Source organism: Aestuariirhabdus sp. LZHN29, assembly GCF_049985285.1.
Taxonomy (GTDB): domain Bacteria; phylum Pseudomonadota; class Gammaproteobacteria; order Pseudomonadales; family Aestuariirhabdaceae; genus Aestuariirhabdus.
This window is the reverse complement of the sequence record NZ_JBNIEU010000002.1, coordinates 263,491-278,354: the sequence shown is the minus strand read 5'-3', so window position 1 is coordinate 278,354 and position 14,864 is coordinate 263,491. Positions and strand designations below refer to the sequence as shown.

At 54.3% G+C, this 14,864-nt stretch carries 15 protein-coding genes and 1 pseudogene; 5 read left to right on the top strand and 11 right to left on the bottom strand.

Annotation, left to right across the window (positions count from 1 at the left end; genetic code table 11):
* Window positions 1–78 precede the first annotated feature (78 nt).
* The gene (locus tag ACP3PW_RS07970; RefSeq protein ID WP_426416160.1) at window positions 79–1,044 is read right to left on the bottom strand and encodes an ABC transporter substrate-binding protein; all 966 of its coding nucleotides are present in this window, start codon (window positions 1,042–1,044) and stop codon (window positions 79–81) included.
* 184 nt (window positions 1,045–1,228) lie between these two features.
* Between ACP3PW_RS07970 and ACP3PW_RS07965 the strand changes: the two genes are divergently transcribed.
* Window positions 1,229–1,675: a YaiI/YqxD family protein gene (locus tag ACP3PW_RS07965; protein ID WP_426416159.1), complete on the top strand. Its 447-nt coding sequence runs from the start codon at window positions 1,229–1,231 to the stop codon at window positions 1,673–1,675.
* On the opposite strand, the gene ACP3PW_RS07960 is transcribed toward ACP3PW_RS07965, so the two are convergent.
* The 4 genes from ACP3PW_RS07960 to ACP3PW_RS07945 all read right to left on the bottom strand — a co-directional run bounded on the left by ACP3PW_RS07960 (window position 1,611) and on the right by ACP3PW_RS07945 (window position 5,947).
* On the bottom strand, window positions 1,611–2,420 hold the full coding sequence (locus tag ACP3PW_RS07960; protein ID WP_426416158.1) for a hypothetical protein: 810 nt from the start codon (window positions 2,418–2,420) through the stop codon (window positions 1,611–1,613). The two genes, ACP3PW_RS07965 and ACP3PW_RS07960, sit on opposite strands and share 65 nt — an antisense overlap.
* A 147-nt stretch (window positions 2,421–2,567) precedes the next feature.
* The gene (locus tag ACP3PW_RS07955) at window positions 2,568–3,365 is read right to left on the bottom strand and encodes a hypothetical protein (RefSeq protein WP_426416157.1); all 798 of its coding nucleotides are present in this window, start codon (window positions 3,363–3,365) and stop codon (window positions 2,568–2,570) included.
* On the bottom strand, window positions 3,352–3,927 hold the full coding sequence (locus ACP3PW_RS07950; protein WP_426416156.1) for a sigma-70 family RNA polymerase sigma factor: 576 nt from the start codon (window positions 3,925–3,927) through the stop codon (window positions 3,352–3,354). The genes ACP3PW_RS07955 and ACP3PW_RS07950 overlap by 14 nt, the downstream gene beginning before the upstream one ends.
* 61 nt (window positions 3,928–3,988) lie before the next feature.
* Complete coding sequence (locus tag ACP3PW_RS07945) at window positions 3,989–5,947, bottom strand: vWA domain-containing protein (protein WP_426416155.1); 1,959 nt, start codon at window positions 5,945–5,947, stop codon at window positions 3,989–3,991.
* Window positions 5,948–6,294: 347 nt separating this feature from the next.
* Between ACP3PW_RS07945 and ACP3PW_RS07940 the strand changes: the two genes are divergently transcribed.
* Genes ACP3PW_RS07940 through ACP3PW_RS07925 form a run of 4 tightly spaced genes read left to right on the top strand, consistent with a single transcriptional unit; the run spans window position 6,295 to window position 9,564 of the window.
* Window positions 6,295–8,091, top strand: coding sequence for a DUF1538 domain-containing protein (locus ACP3PW_RS07940; RefSeq protein WP_426416154.1), 1,797 nt, complete (start codon window positions 6,295–6,297; stop codon window positions 8,089–8,091).
* A 16-nt stretch (window positions 8,092–8,107) separates the two neighbouring features.
* Window positions 8,108–8,503 (top strand): P-II family nitrogen regulator, encoded by a 396-nt coding sequence (locus ACP3PW_RS07935; RefSeq protein WP_426416153.1) that lies wholly within the window; start codon window positions 8,108–8,110, stop codon window positions 8,501–8,503.
* 1 nt (window position 8,504) lies between these two features.
* Complete coding sequence (locus ACP3PW_RS07930; protein ID WP_426416152.1) at window positions 8,505–8,852, top strand: hypothetical protein; 348 nt, start codon at window positions 8,505–8,507, stop codon at window positions 8,850–8,852.
* 46 nt (window positions 8,853–8,898) lie between these two features.
* Complete coding sequence (locus tag ACP3PW_RS07925) at window positions 8,899–9,564, top strand: DUF1294 domain-containing protein (RefSeq protein WP_426416151.1); 666 nt, start codon at window positions 8,899–8,901, stop codon at window positions 9,562–9,564.
* Window positions 9,565–9,699: 135 nt separating this feature from the next.
* Here the strand turns inward: ACP3PW_RS07925 and ACP3PW_RS07920 are convergent, their stop codons facing one another.
* The 6 genes and pseudogenes from ACP3PW_RS07920 to ACP3PW_RS07895 form a co-directional block, all read right to left on the bottom strand.
* Window positions 9,700–9,918, bottom strand: a complete 219-nt coding sequence (locus ACP3PW_RS07920) for a BrnA antitoxin family protein (protein ID WP_426416150.1) — start codon at window positions 9,916–9,918, stop codon at window positions 9,700–9,702.
* Between the two features lie 2 nt (window positions 9,919–9,920).
* Window positions 9,921–10,199, bottom strand: a pseudogene (locus ACP3PW_RS07915) (BrnT family toxin).
* A gap of 123 nt (window positions 10,200–10,322) precedes the next feature.
* Entirely contained in the window at window positions 10,323–10,913 is a 591-nt protein-coding gene (locus ACP3PW_RS07910; protein WP_426416149.1) for a hypothetical protein, read from the bottom strand.
* 98 nt (window positions 10,914–11,011) lie between these two features.
* Window positions 11,012–11,779 (bottom strand): hypothetical protein, encoded by a 768-nt coding sequence (locus tag ACP3PW_RS07905; RefSeq protein ID WP_426416148.1) that lies wholly within the window; start codon window positions 11,777–11,779, stop codon window positions 11,012–11,014.
* An 86-nt stretch (window positions 11,780–11,865) separates the two neighbouring features.
* Window positions 11,866–13,368 carry a TIR domain-containing protein gene (locus tag ACP3PW_RS07900; protein ID WP_426416147.1) on the bottom strand — a complete coding sequence of 501 codons (1,503 nt, stop codon included), beginning with the start codon at window positions 13,366–13,368 and terminating at the stop codon, window positions 11,866–11,868.
* 99 nt (window positions 13,369–13,467) lie between these two features.
* On the bottom strand, window positions 13,468–14,559 hold the full coding sequence (locus ACP3PW_RS07895; RefSeq protein WP_426416146.1) for a hypothetical protein: 1,092 nt from the start codon (window positions 14,557–14,559) through the stop codon (window positions 13,468–13,470).
* Window positions 14,560–14,864: the final 305 nt, after the last annotated feature.

Sequence of the window (14,864 nt, the reverse complement as noted above, 5' to 3'; positions counted from 1 at the left end):
TCCAGAACACCCCGCGCAAAACCCGCACGGCAGGAGCGCGGCGGACCATACTGCACAGCCATTGAGTTTGAATACCCCCTAGTACTCGATCACCATGGCCTGCTCCTTCAATGCCGGGGGCAGTTCTAATCCAATAAGATCGAGCAGAGGCCGGTTGATGATGATATCGATCGCTTTATTGGTGGTGACCGGTATCGCACGGGGACTCTCCCCCTCCAGTATGCGAAGTGCGGTGCGACCCGTATAGCGGCCCATCTCCTCGGGCACATGGGCGATCGTCAGCATGACAAACGGCGACATCCACCGATACGCAGAAAAGGTAAGCACGGAGGAATACTGGCGCGTAATATTCAGGGCTGTTTGATCATCCCAGTCGGCGATACCGGCGTTATTGGAAAAATAGAGAAAATCGTACTCTGCTGCTTGCTGGTAAGTTGCTTCCAACTCATCCATGGTCTGCACGACGCTGACCTCGACAGTCAACCCCCGCTGCTCAGCCAAACGCCGATAAACCTTGGCCATAATCGAGTCGGTCAGCCTGTCGACGACCACGGCCAGGCCGCGCTTCGCATCGGGATTGACCTGCTTGACCACATCAAACAAACGATCGGTAGGAGAAGCTTCGATCATCCCGGTTGCGTTGGGGTAGGGATAACCGTAAGCATCACCACTATTGTTGACGCCGCAGAACACCACCGGAATATCGGTTCCTTTGAGGTAGGGCTGGACCAGGTATTTAGAGGCCGCGTCATCGCACGCGATCACCACATCGGGCTGCCACTGCTCAATCACCGACCAGGCTTGCTCGGCCTGATACGCAAGCTGGCTGGGGAAGGGGTAACGCTTGGCATCCAGGTTAAATTCACGAATATCGCAGCGCCCTACCAGTTGTAACCAGATCGACTTGGTCACCGCTCGCTGCCAGGCATAATCAGGACTGTAGGAGTTGACTAACAGACACCGTTTCTCGGGTTGCACGGCATCGGCTTGCGACTGCATCGTTATGCAGCACAGTGCAACCCAAAACAGGATCCCGCGCATCATACCCATACTCTCCCACCCATGACATCGGCTTGAGCACTATTTTGCTCAAAAAACACCCAGCAAGTGAAGTTGCACCCCAGGGCTGTATATATCCAGCCTTTAAAAAACCTATACCACTATAGCGTGAGACTTTCGGCCGTGGCGAACTTTGTGTGAAAATCTACCCTCCATACGAGGACAAAGCATGCAGATCTGGGTCGACGCCGACGCCTGCCCCAAGGTGATCAAGGACATCTTGTTTCGCGCCGCACAGCGCACCAACACCACTCTCACCCTGGTCGCCAACCAGCCCCTTGCGACACCGCCGGGGCCGTTGATCCGTTCGGTACAGGTACCCGCCGGATTCGATGTCGCCGACAATCACATTGTGCAGCAACTTGTCGCGGGTGACCTGGTGATCACCGCCGATATCCCGCTGGCCGCCGAAGTGGTAGAGAAAGGGGCACTAGCACTTAACCCTCGAGGAGAGCTCTACAACGCCGAGACTATCCGCCAACGACTGGCGATGCGAAACCTGATGGAGGAGCTGCGCAGCAGTGGAGAGCAACTGGGGGGGCCATCACAATTCAACCAGCAGGACCGTCAACGATTTGCCAATACCCTGGATCGTTTGCTGGCCCAGGCGAAGTAGCAACACCCGCCTCCAACTGTTGAGCTGTTCGATAGAGGTCCGGCAAAAAGTGAGGCAGGGTCCCTACCTCCTCTACCTGATGGCGAAGCCATTGCTCCAGCACCTCGGGGGGAAAGCGTTTGTGGACTATGTAGGCGTTAATAAGTGGCCCCACAAGCGGTAGCTGTGAGCCCAGCAGGGAGCGCACCCGGTAACGGGTTCCCCCCTCTACCGCCTCGAAATGGTGTTCAATTCGGCCAAATTGCAACGACCCCATCTCGGGTGCCACCAGCATACCCCGTTGATCAAAACGTAGAATGCGGCCCCGCCCTTTGCTGTAATAGGGCCCAAAACGCTCCTGCCGGTAGACCAGTGCGCCCTCTCCCATGCCAGCCGCACCATCGAGGGCGGGTTCAAGTACATGGATAACACCGTGCTCGCTGGGGTGAAACAGATGATAGTAGCTGTAGCGCCGTTGCTGCCACTGCGCCCAGCCAACGGGGAGTTGCTGGTACCACCAATGCAGCATCTGCGGGGATACCCCCTCTAGCAGCGGATGACTCAGCTCGATCTCCAACTGTCCGTCTGCGCGCACTTGAAAATGGTAGTTCGCCTGATCCAGTGTTGGCAGGGTCCAGCCGAAGTTTCGCGCCGGGGCCATCTCGAAGCTGGGTCGTGGCCAGCTGAAAAGCAGGGCGACGACTAAAACCAACAACAGCACGAATGTAATAACACCGACACCCAATACGCGCAGGACAGACTTCATCGAAACCTCCAGATAACTGCGAACCCCCGTATCGCAGAGTGCTGAAAGAGTGCCCAAAATACGCCCTTGATGCATTAACACAGGTTAAGGCGCCTGCAAGTGGGCCTCACTACCGGACCCTGTAAACGAACCCCCTCCCGTAGCTATTTAGGGCAGCGCACGCAGCAACTCATCCTCCACCGGATAATCGGGATACCGGAACCGAAATTCGGCAAATGCCTGGCCCGCGGCGGCCTTGTCGCCGGCATCCAGCAACCGTTGGATGCGCGCCAACCAAACCTGCGGCGACTCCTCCGGCACCAGCTGCTCAGCGCGACTATCGAACTCCGCTTTCTCCTCAATACCCGCTGCGGCATCGATACCTATGGCGGCAGTTGGCAACCGTTGTCGGCGGGCGCTGTCGGCGGGCGAGGTCATGACGGCACCTGCCCCAGCCCCCTGAACCGCTTTCGGCGCCATGAGTGACGGCTCCCGAGCAGAACCTGCCGCTGGGGAATCTGCCACCGATGGGGCGGGTAATGGGATCGAGTCGGGAGCCGCTGCAGCCTTGCGCTTCATCGCCGCCGCAGGCGGCATATTCTCGAGCACCCGCTGCCCCTCCTCCTGCACAGCCATCGTCTCACCCCCGAGCTCGGATTCGGCCGCCGGGGATACACTCTGGCTCCTACTGGGTAAAGGCGCGTCGTCGAGCTGAAACTCGGGACCGATCGAAGGCATCTGGTAGAGATAGATCAAACTGCCTAAGGCCACCGTTGCCGCCGCCGACGCAGGCCACTGCCAACGCCGCCAACGTGCCAACGGAGAGTCGAGCTTAACGCCCGCTGCCCGCTCCCGTGCGGCACTCATTATGCGTCCATCCAGTTCCGCGCCGGGCTCCTCTGCGGGCATCTGCTGGTACAGATTGCTCACGAACACCTCATCCGCAGAAGGCTTATGCTCGCTCATGACTCACCTCCTGCCACTTATTGGTGACACACTCCCGCAGCTTCTGATAGGCGTAGCGCAACCGGCTCTTGGTAGCCTCCAGTGATGCACCGACCACTTCGGCCACCATCGGTGCGCTGAAACCTACCTCCTCTTTCAACATAAAGGCCTCCAGCTGCGGCGAGGGCAGCTGCCCCAGGCAGTGGCGTAACTGCTGCGCCTGTTGTTGCTGCTCCGTCGCATCATGGGGGCCGGGCTCAAGCGTAGACACCGCTTCAACGTCTGCGCTGGCAACCATGACCGGTCGCCGATAATGGTCCACCAGGCGGTTGTGGGCGATGCGATAGAGCCAGGTATCGAATCGTGCATCCGGGCGATAGCGGCTAGCGGCAGCGATAACCCGCCCCCATACATCCTGATAAAGATCCTCTGCCAGCGAGCGGTGGTCGCATTGACGCAGAAAATAGCGATAGAGTCCCTGCCGGTGACGCTGGTAAAGCACCTCAAACGCCGCGACCTCACCCTCGCCGTAACGAAGCATAAGGTCGTGGTCATCGAGTTGGTCGAGGGTTCGCATCACCATAGCTTAGCAGCCGCAGCCATCCGCTCACAGGGAGGTGAGTGTTACCCACCTCCCATTTACACTACGGGTGCGCCCTCTGCTCTTGCAAGCGGGCAAATGGCTGGATATCGGGCAGGGACTCACCGTCGGGGGTGGGACGGGACAGGGCAATAGGGGCCGCCAATGCCCTCGCCGTGTGCACCAGCTGCAAGAACTCTCCGCGATAGCCATAAGGGTCTTGCCCCCGGGCACCCGCTGCCAGCTGCGCCACGGCATCGTAATCGAAACCGCCCGTATACTGACCGCCCCGGAGCAGTTGACCAAAGCCGGCTACCGCTGCAGCAAAACGCATATCACTGCTACTGTGCGCCAGGCGAGCATCCCGCTGCGACGGGTAAAGCGGCTGCTCCAACAGACGACTACGGGACTGCCCGGGAAGCTTATAACGCAGGCGTAAGAAGGCCAGCTCCTGGGTTGGTGCCGTCGCTGCAGCGCCTGAAACAGCATAACGCAAGGGTTCGATGCGCTCGGCGCCACTGCCCGCCAGGGTGAGTTCATAGAGCGCGGTCACGTTATGTCCGGCACCGATCTCTCCGGCATCGACCCGGTCGTTGGAAAAATCTTCCCGCGCCAGCACCCGGTTCTCATACCCGACCAAACGGTACTCGGACACCTTGGCTGGGTTGAATTCGATCTGGATCTTTACATCGCTGGCGATGGTCTGCAGGGTGGAACCCAGCTCATCCACCAAAACCTTACGCGCCTCATTCAGCGTATCGATATAGGCATGGTTGCCGTTACCCACATCCGCGAGCTGCTCCATCAGGGCATCGTTGTAATTACCCTGCCCAAACCCCAGCGTGGTGAGACTAATACCCGATTCCCGACGGCGCTCGATGAGGTTTTTTAGGGTATCCAGGTTCACCGTACCGACGTTGAAATCCCCATCGGTGGCCAGCACCACCCGGTTGATGCCTCCCTCAATAAACCCCTGCTGCGCCATCTGGTAAGCCAACTCGATTCCCGCCGCGCCGTTGGTGGAGCCTCCCGCCTCCAACTGCTGCAGCGCCTGGGCGATCTCGGCCTGGCGGTTGCCCGCCGTTGGTGCCAACACTACCCCCGAGGCCCCGGCGTAGACTACCAGCGAAATTCGATCTTCGGCGCGCATCTGCCGGGTCAGCATCTGCAGCGAGCGTTTTAACAGTGGCAGCTTATCGGCGCTGCGCATGGAACCCGACACATCCACCAGAAACACAAGGTTACTCGCCGGCCGCGCGGACGCGTCCACCTCATAGCCCTGCAAGCCGACCCGCAGCAGAGTGCGGCGGCTATCCCAGGGGGCCGGAGCCATCTCGGTATTGATCGCAAATGGAAGCGCGGTGGATTCAGGGCGCGGGTAGGCGTAGTCGAAATAGTTGAGCATCTCCTCGATGCGCACCGCATTGACGGGAGGCAGCTGGCCCGCTTTCAGCATCCGCCGTACATTACTGTAACTGCCGCTATCGACATCGATGCTAAAGGTGGAGACCGGCTCGTCGAGCACCCGCTTGATGCCGTTAACCTCAACCTGCGCGTACTGCTCGCGATCAACCCCCGGCCCATAGGCCGGGGGGGCGATACCGAGCCCTGGCATCATTTTGCGTTCGACCATGGAGCTGGCGACCCCGGCTGGTGCCACCTCAAGGCGTTTTCCCGCAGTCACTGCCCGCTGGGCATCGGCCAACACCGCCGGTGGGGATTTTTGCCGCAGCTCCTGTTCAGCAGGAAAACCCATGACAGCATCACCCGACACGACGGCAGCGCCCCCGGAGGGTACCTGCGGGTTAGGCGTGACCGGAGTGGGAGCCGGCTGCCGGGCTGCGAGACGATCATGCTCGCTGTAATCATCGCCTCCCTTCGGCACTATACGCACCTGGGCGGGGGGCGCGGTTTCTGTCGATGTGATGCGAGAGGGGGGCTGGCTACTACCACAGCCTTGCAGCACAAGCAGGGCTCCAACAGCGCTCAGGGTTAGGGTGGGTACAAACATGGGGCTTTTCATAGGGCATTCCTTGGGTTGGGTGTGATGGAATCCGGGGGACGGGTGTTTGCGCCTGAGACCGCTCCCAAATCGGCCAGGAACACAAAGGACTTATCCTCAAGATCGTTAATCCTATAAACGCAGCCGTTTGGAGAAAGGGTTAAAAAAACAACGTTATTTACGAATTGGGGGCAGAAAACACCCGCCAGCCCCCAGAACGAGGGCTTTTCGCCAATAAAGTTGATGCACACCAACAGACAATCGGCCCCGACTTTGCTGTAATATCCAATGATCGAATCACGGGGTGTGGCTGGGTTCGGGATTCCATTCCCGACACGCGATCCCCCACACTGTATTTAGGAGAAGGAATGCCGCAGGATATTCGCTTCGGAGATTTCGTTCGCGAGATCACCACCCAGCATGAACACCTGAGCTACAACGATGTCACCCCGGATCAACAGGTCGATGCCGACGGCAGGGATATCCCCTTCAAGGCGCCGCCGATTCAGTTACGCTTCATCGACGCCTTCCGCCTGATCAAACCCTACATCAGCACTCGCCTGCAGGATCAACTGCGCGCGGTGGTGCCACTGGCCCTCTACCTGATGCTATTCGAGATCATCGTGCTCCGTGCCGAGGTGGTGGATGCCGACATCATCACCGCCGGCCTGATCGCAGTGATTCTCGGTTTGATGCTCTTTATGGAGGGGTTACGGGTCGGGCTGATGCCCTTCGGCGAGGCCCTGGGTACCTCGCTGCCCACCAAAGCAAAGTTGCCGGTGGTGCTCTGCATCGCCTTTATCCTGGGCATCGGTGTCACCTTCGCCGAACCCGCTATCGGTGCACTCAAGGCCGCCGGACAGATCGTGCAAGTGGAGAACGCGCCCTACCTCTACACCCTGCTCAACGACTGGGCCGAGATCCTGGTACTGATCGTCGGTATCGGGGTGGGTGCCGCCGCAGTACTGGGCACCCTGCGCTTTCTCTATTCATGGAGCCTGAAGCCGCTTATCTACCTGACGGTGATCCCTACCCTCGGCTTGACCTTCTATATCGCCCAGCACCCTGAGCTAAGCAAGATGCTGGGGCTGGCGTGGGACTGCGGCGCTGTCACTACCGGACCCGTTACGGTCCCACTGGTATTGAGCCTGGGCATCGGCATCGCCGCCTCCGCCGGTAAGGGGGGCGACAGCATGTCCGGTTTCGGCATCGTCACCCTCGCCTCCCTGTTCCCGATTCTCGGGGTGATGGGGCTGGCGGTCTACGTCGAGCAGGTGACCACACCGGTCGAGATCATCGCCGCAGCCAACGGACTCGCAAACACCGCGACTACCATCGCCTGGTACGAGACCACTCCCTGGGTAGAGATCATCGGCGGCATGCGGGCCATCGTCCCGCTGGTGCTGTTTTTAATGCTGGTGATGCACTTCATACTGCGCGAGAAGCTGCCCCAACCGCGCAACATCGCTTACGGCATCGTGCTCTGTGTAGTCGGTATGATCATCTTCAACCTCGGCCTCAGTTACGGTCTCTCCAAGCTGGGCAACCAGTCGGGCAGCCTGGTGCCCGCGGCCTTTACCACCCTCGAGCACGTCGAGACGTCACCGCTCTACCAATACCATGTCGGCATCATTATCGCCCTCACCTTTGCCTGGATTCTGGGCTTCGGCGCCACCCTGGCCGAACCGGCGCTCAACGCCCTGGGACTAACGGTAGAGAGCCTCACCAACGGCGCTTTCCGAAAATCGCTGCTGATGTACGCGGTCTCCATCGGTGTCGGCTGCGGTATCGCACTGGGGGTGCTGAAGATCGTGTTCGCCATCCCCATCGTCTACCTGTTGCTGCCCGGCTACCTGCTGGCGCTGGTGCTTACCTGGTTCTCCAGCGAGGAGTTCGTCAACGTGGCTTGGGACAGCGCGGGCGTCACCACAGGCCCGGTCACGGTCCCGCTGGTACTGGCCATGGGGCTGGGCTTTGGCAACGCCGTGGAGGCGATCGAAGGCTTCGGCATTCTCTCCATGGCCTCCATAGGCCCCATCATCTCGGTGATGACCGTAGGCCTTTGGATCAACTGGAAGGTGGCGCGCAAGCATCAACGCTATGACCAGTCCCTGAACAAGCAACCTCTGGCCGGCAAGGCCACCCTGAACAGCAAGACTGCCTGACACCGGAGCACAGCCCATGGCTAAACAAGAGATCGTAGTACTAACCGACGTCGCCCTGATCACCGCTATCGTGCAGCGTGGCAAGGCCGACGCCATTGTACAGGCCGCCCAGGAAGCAGGCGCCCAGGGTGCCAGCATCCACTACTCCCACGGCCGCGGTGTGCGTGAGCGTCTGGGCATTCTGGGGCTGGCAGTGGAAGCCGAAAAGGAGGTGATCAACATCATCGTCTCCAGCGACCAGACCGACCGCATCTTCGAGAAGATCTACCTGACCGGCGACTTCGATACCCCCGGCATGGGCTTTATGTGGGTCACGCCGGTAGAGAAGGCCGCCAGCTTCGTACCACCGGATATCCTGGAAAAATTCGCCAAGAAAGACCGCCGCAACCCCAACAAGCGCCGGGGCAAATAGAATGCGCCGCGCCGAATTTCAATCCCATAAGCTGATTACCGCAATTTTGCCCAAGGGGCGTGCTGCGCCACTGATCAAGACCCTGGTGCACGAGCGCGGTATCAACCGTATCAACGTCAACCATGCTCGCGGCGTGGGGCGCCTCACTCCACTGCGTCATCGCGGCGTCGGTGAATCCACCGAGAAGGAGATCGTCACCGTGATCGCCACGGTCGATGAAGCCGACGAACTGTTCGAATTTATCTTCTTCGCCGCCGAGATCAACCGCCCCCACGGCGGCCTGATGTACCAGCAACCCCTCACCGCCGCGACCCTGTTTAATATGCCCGAGGAACCGGAGGAGGAGTAGCCGCTGGCCTCTATTTCCCGCCCCTCCCCGCACACGAGCACCGACAATGAAGAAAAACGGCACCCTTTCGCGCTGGAACGACGATCGCGGCTTCGGCTTTATCTCCCCGGCGCAGGATGCGCACAACGGCGAAATCTTTGTTCACATCAAATCCTTTATCGGCAGCCGTCGCCGCCCCGAGGTGGGTGACCGACTGCAATTTCGTGCCGAACTCACCCCCGATGGCAAACAGCGCGCCGTTGAGGTGCTGTTCCAGGGGGAGAAAGCCCGCCCCAAACGATCACAACCAACGCGAAGGCCCGGCGCCTTGATGGACACCTCGATCGCCACCCTGTTCCTCGGCATTCTGGTGACCCTGACCCTGCGCGGCATGATCCCGCCCCACCTGCTCATGCTATACCTCGGCACCAGTCTGGGCGCCTTTGCACTCTACTGGAAGGACAAAAGCGCCGCCCGAAACGGCGTCTGGCGTACATCGGAAACGACGTTGTGGTTCGCCGGTCTGATCGGTGGCTGGCCCGGTGCGCTGATCGCCCAGCGCGTGCTGCGCCACAAATCTTCCAAGGCCTCGTTCCAGACTATCTTCTGGATCACCGTGGTGATCAATATGGGCGCCCTCGGCTGGGTGTTCACTGCGGAGGGCGCCGCGAAACTGCAACAAGTGGTGGCAGTTATAGACCGTCTGGGGAGTCGGCTTTTGGTGCTGCTGTAAGCCGGTGTCCAGGCACCTCCCTATAGAGAAATTTAACTATAGAGGGTGTGTAGTGGTTGTGGGTAACACGGGGGCTTAACGCCCCTACCCAACGGTGAGAGGCTTTTACGAGTCCGTAGCAACGGTTTGTTAAGGCTAAGCGTGCCAGGAAATGTCGATTTTTCTATGCTGAGTCACACAGTCACGTAAGTATAAATTAATTAGACTTTGGTAAGGAACACCACTTTCTTCTGCCATTTGCTTGAAGTAATCAATGACATCTTCGCTCAACCGCATAGTTACAGGCTTCTTAAGTTTTGAGGCGTACGGGTTTTTTCGGGATTTCATTTTAGAGAGATCATATTCTGCTTTCATGATCAGCCACCATAGTATTTGATTTCAGTTTTTGTTGCCTTTCTCGCCGAAATTATTCGAATAACACTTTCTTCTTGACGTTCACAATGACAAACCATAAGTACGTTCGACTCATTACTGTGACCGAGCATCAGAAAGCGATCTTCTTCTAGCTAAGAGTGGTCCTCATCAAAGAATTGCACGGCAAACTCATCAAAAAAGACCGATTTCGCCTCTTCGAACGATACTCCATGTTTCTTTAGGTTCCTGGTTGCCTTAGTAGCATCCCATTCGAAAGCAATAATATGTACAGTGTATGTACATGAAAGGATTTGTCAAATGAGCTTAACGTAGAGTTGAGGGGCGCGCCGCTTTTGGGGCGTCCCTCTCAAACGCCATGTTAGGCGATTTTCTGCTTTGTGGTCTCATATTGCTACCACTCGTCTTCGATACGTTGCCATTGCCATTAGCAACATACAAGCCGCCGCAATAACCGCAGGAAACAAAACTGTTGTTACCGAGTGAGTCTCAAGCGCCGCAATGACGATGAGATTGCGGGCGGCGAACAGAGCGAAGAACAGCAAAGACTCAGAATGCGGGTAAATATAGACCTTCCTGACCGTTGGCCCGAACCCAAGAACATCGACGGTTGTAAGAATGACAACAGCCCACAATGGGTCAGACGTAAGGTACCAGAGAGGCAAAGAAGACAAGGCCGAGATAAAAAATAGCCAGTCAGCTTTTGTAATTGTAATATCTGCACGCTTCACGTAAGCCAAGAATGCAATAAATATCGTGATGACACCCGAAACCCCGATGGGCCAAGCACCCACCCCACCTTTACCTTCAAGCTGTGCAAGAAAAACCACGAAGGTTGTTGTGCCCCAAATGAACCAGGAAAAAACGTGGGGCATGGTTGTGCCGCTAATGATTGTACGGATATAGGGAACGAATGCCGCAAATGTGAGAGCAATAGCAAAGGCGCTCAAGATTTCTTTGTATGGCATGGTTCCCATGATTTTATTCGCCTAACGCCTTGCTAAGCGGCGCGCGTTAGCGCGTCCAGTGGAGGCCGCTTTTTGGCCGGAACGATGCATGAGTAATTTGTTAGGTGCTAAACGTGATGCAGCCATTTTCTATACTCTTCCACACTTTCCAGAGCCTTTTCGAATGATTCTGGCGGACTTTCACCACGCACTAGGCTTACAAGTGTAGGTATGCTCATTGTTGAAACTACACCCCCATTAGCGGCTTGATTTGCTCTGGCGATATGATGAAACGTAACTTTCTGAATAGCCTCGCCGCTTCTCTCTTTTAGATCTGCGATTAGCTCATTCAAATGGAGGTAAGCTATGTTCCCATAAGCAAGAGTTTCTGAAACAGACGGGATATAGCCTTTGTGAACCACCGCGTTACGAAATTCTTTCCATGTTTTAGTCTTGCCCTTTGAAACACCATGGAGATTTGGTTTTTCGTTGTCAATAACAGGTGGTTCACAGCCATTATGATCTATCAGATATGCGAAAAGGTAAGCACCAAACTGTCGTTCAGACTGATTTGTAACGTGCTTCCATGCTTTTTGAAAATCGGTTATTTCCATATCATGCTTCAGGCAAGTAGTGGTCACATAAAATTCATAGAATCGTTCGAGTGCAGCAGCAATACTTGTGACGGCTTCCCTTGGGTAGCCATCGATTAATGCCATAGCACCAAAGTCGAAAAGTACCTCAAATTTTTGTTCTTGGATAACAGTAAGAGTTGTATGTCCGTTATTGCATGTTGACGAATATAAGCCGTCATCTCGAATTTCAACTGGTTGGAATTCTAAAGATGGGTGCCCTTGCTCTTGAAAGCATTGCATGCAGTTGATTCGTAGCTTCATAACTTCCTTGCACCTAACGCCAGCCGTAACCGGCGCATTTGAAGTGAGCGCAGCGAACGAAAAATGCGTCCGGGTTTACGGCATTGTTAGCCATCATTCATCCCTTTATCCTCGGCGCGTACTTCTTCCATCATTTGAGCCAAAGCGGAAGCAATGGCCTCCGTTTCATCACTTAGATCACCTGCTGGATCAAACGACAAACCACCATACTTGCGACTTTCATCGAACATGCCGGGAGGATTGTCTTGATACCAAATGGGAATAACCGAGTTTTCCCCAAAACGGTGCTTGAAGTTATCCGACTCGAATTTCGTCCAAATCTTTCTTGGATAGTCTTTACTAAGCAGTGCTACGACAAACCGAGATTCACTGCGGTAAATTGGTGCCAAGTATTCCTCAACGTCATTGGCAAGAATTCTGTGTTGTTCGTGTTTGTCATAAAATACGCTGATCTCCCGTTCCGCTAGTGCATTAGTGAGGTTTTCCGCCAAATCGCGATTTTCACCTGCAAACGAAAGCGCGAAATCGTAACGACTTTGAAAATCGATACTAAAGTACCCCACTTGCGACGCAAATTTTGACCAGATTAAATGTCTTATAAAATAGAGAAGCTTAGGGTCTTCAATAGTAAGTAGTTGTGTATCTGGTTCAAAATGAAAGAGTGAAGAAAGCTGATCGCTGGTTGTGATAAGCGTTTGCAAGTGTCCTTTCTCAATCACTTGAGAGACGCTTCCTTTTAATACGGGGTTTGCGGCCAGAGCCTCTTTTGTATCTAGGGCGCCCTCCGGAGTTTGTGATAGCCACCGTAACAAATTCAAGTAAGGTGCTCGGCCTTCTTTTCGGAGCTTGTTACCGGTAGCAAAATCTCGTGATATTGGAAAAAATCTAGGGTGCAAATCTGCGATCACAGATTCCCGAATGCAAGGCAAGCTCACACTTATGTCTTTGACTATGGCTTCTCTTGAAGTCTCGAGAAGATGCCCTTGAAGACACGCCTCATGGCAAAGCACTTGAGCCATTGCGAAACTACCTTCTGCTTCAGTAGAAATTTCGTCAGCAATGGCAATACGACAATTCAGTGCCCTTTCGCCGAGCTCAACCATGTTCTGGATTCGTTCAATGTTTGTACGACCAAAACGGATCGTTTCAATGCGATGTAAAAGATCGGGGGCGTATTCCACCAATGTTTGCCCAGCTCGATTGATCCCAACCAAGATAACCTTGCTCTCTTGATCCTCTTCGTCAGCCAGTACTTTTACGAAATCGGTCAACGAGGCCTTCTCAGCATCTGGAAGTCGATGAAAGTCATCGACGACCACGACACCTATGCTTCGCATAGAAGGGAGTTCTGCGATTAACTCTGTGTCTGCTCGCTTGCGAGCAGACAAAAACAAGCACGATTCCGAGAGTTCGGCATCGTCAAGCGCTCGTTTGACGCAAGATGTTTTTCCGATTCCAGATGGGCCTTCTACAATTATTCCACGGCCAGGGGTTCTCAACGCCACTGCTACGCGGTCGTATTCGGCTGGTGGCACAAACGTGTGTGTTGGAACACCAGATTTTTTAAATACTTCATCTAGTCTAGGCACAGAACTTCCCTTTGGTAATTTTTATAGGCTAACGCCCGCATTTGCGGCTGGTTTGGAGCGCAGCGGAAAACCAGTCCGACAACATGCGCTTGTTATGTTTTAGTGCATGGTAATTACACGCAACAGTTTTTCTTTTGGTTTATATTCAAGAGCTGCTACCACTCTTGTTGGATATCCACCGTCTACTCTTGGAATTTCAAGCATTACGTTAAACTTTGACACGTCATGCTCGGGCAGATAAGACAAATTATAGATATAACTTTCAGATACCTTTGATCGAATAAGGTCGGCAAGTTCATTTTTACTTAAAGCTTCAATTCCAGCCTTTTCAAGCTTGCCACATTTGTCGGACTTCAAATACTCATGCTTTGCCTCCTCAATCTCAACATTAAACCCTTCAATTGGTAGTATTTGAGAAGATATTGCATTCAAAGACAGCTCGGTATCTGACTCAAAACCTTTAAATACAGGCCTTTCAATCTTGTAGCTTAGGAGAACACCAAAATACATTGATTGAAGGCTATATACCTTCATTCTATATTCTTCGAACGGGTAACCTAGCATATTAATATTTTCGTCATTTGGCCTATCATCCTCATGCCCCATGATCACCTTGCTGCCATGCTTTAGGAAGCTGTTAGCGAGTATTGTAGATAGGTAAACCCTCGCCCTTGAGGCAAATGTACACGGAATATAGCCAACATATGGCTTAAAATTGGAAAGTGCCTTATTTATACGCTCTAAACCAGACTCGGTTAAATTATTAATATAGACACAGTACAAGGCACTGCCGTGAACAAAATCTAAATTCCTCGAAAGTACCAGTGACTCTTGGAGAATAGAGAATATGAACTCTTGATTGTCTCCAATAAGATCGCCGCATTGCACGCTATAGTTTGATTTGATATCTAGAAGTGGCAACAGCTGTTTCATTACATCAAGCCCATACCAACCTGACTCGATATCCTGCGTGTCAAAAATAAACCCTGCTTCAAACCTGTCAGTTCTCGGAACCAGCGCCGTCCTGAGATCTTGATAATTTATACCTTTATCTTTAAGAACGTCGACAGTTGTATTCACCATACCCTGTATTTCTCGAAACATTACTTCCGGTGTTGCTCCGAAATAGTCACGCATTGTTTCAAGTAAGATGTGCCCTCGGGCATCAATTGTGTGTACGGAGATACTCATATTCTTCCTTAAACATAACAGCTTAATACTGAGCTGGCTTGTTTTGGCCGCGCAGCGAGATACCTATCACAGGTGAAAGGCATTGAAATATTTAGAATTAATGGCCGCACTTGCCATTTCCCTCCGGTGAAAACGTGCCGGGTCATATATACAAAACGAGTGGCACAGTATCCAAACCGTCACCTCCCGCAATCTGTTGATATTGCTTGATATTTTCTGAGTTTACCAGTCCTGATCGCGCCCAGCACCAGGCCACTTTACACCATTAAACTGGCAAACCCCTCAATAAACTGTATATGCATACA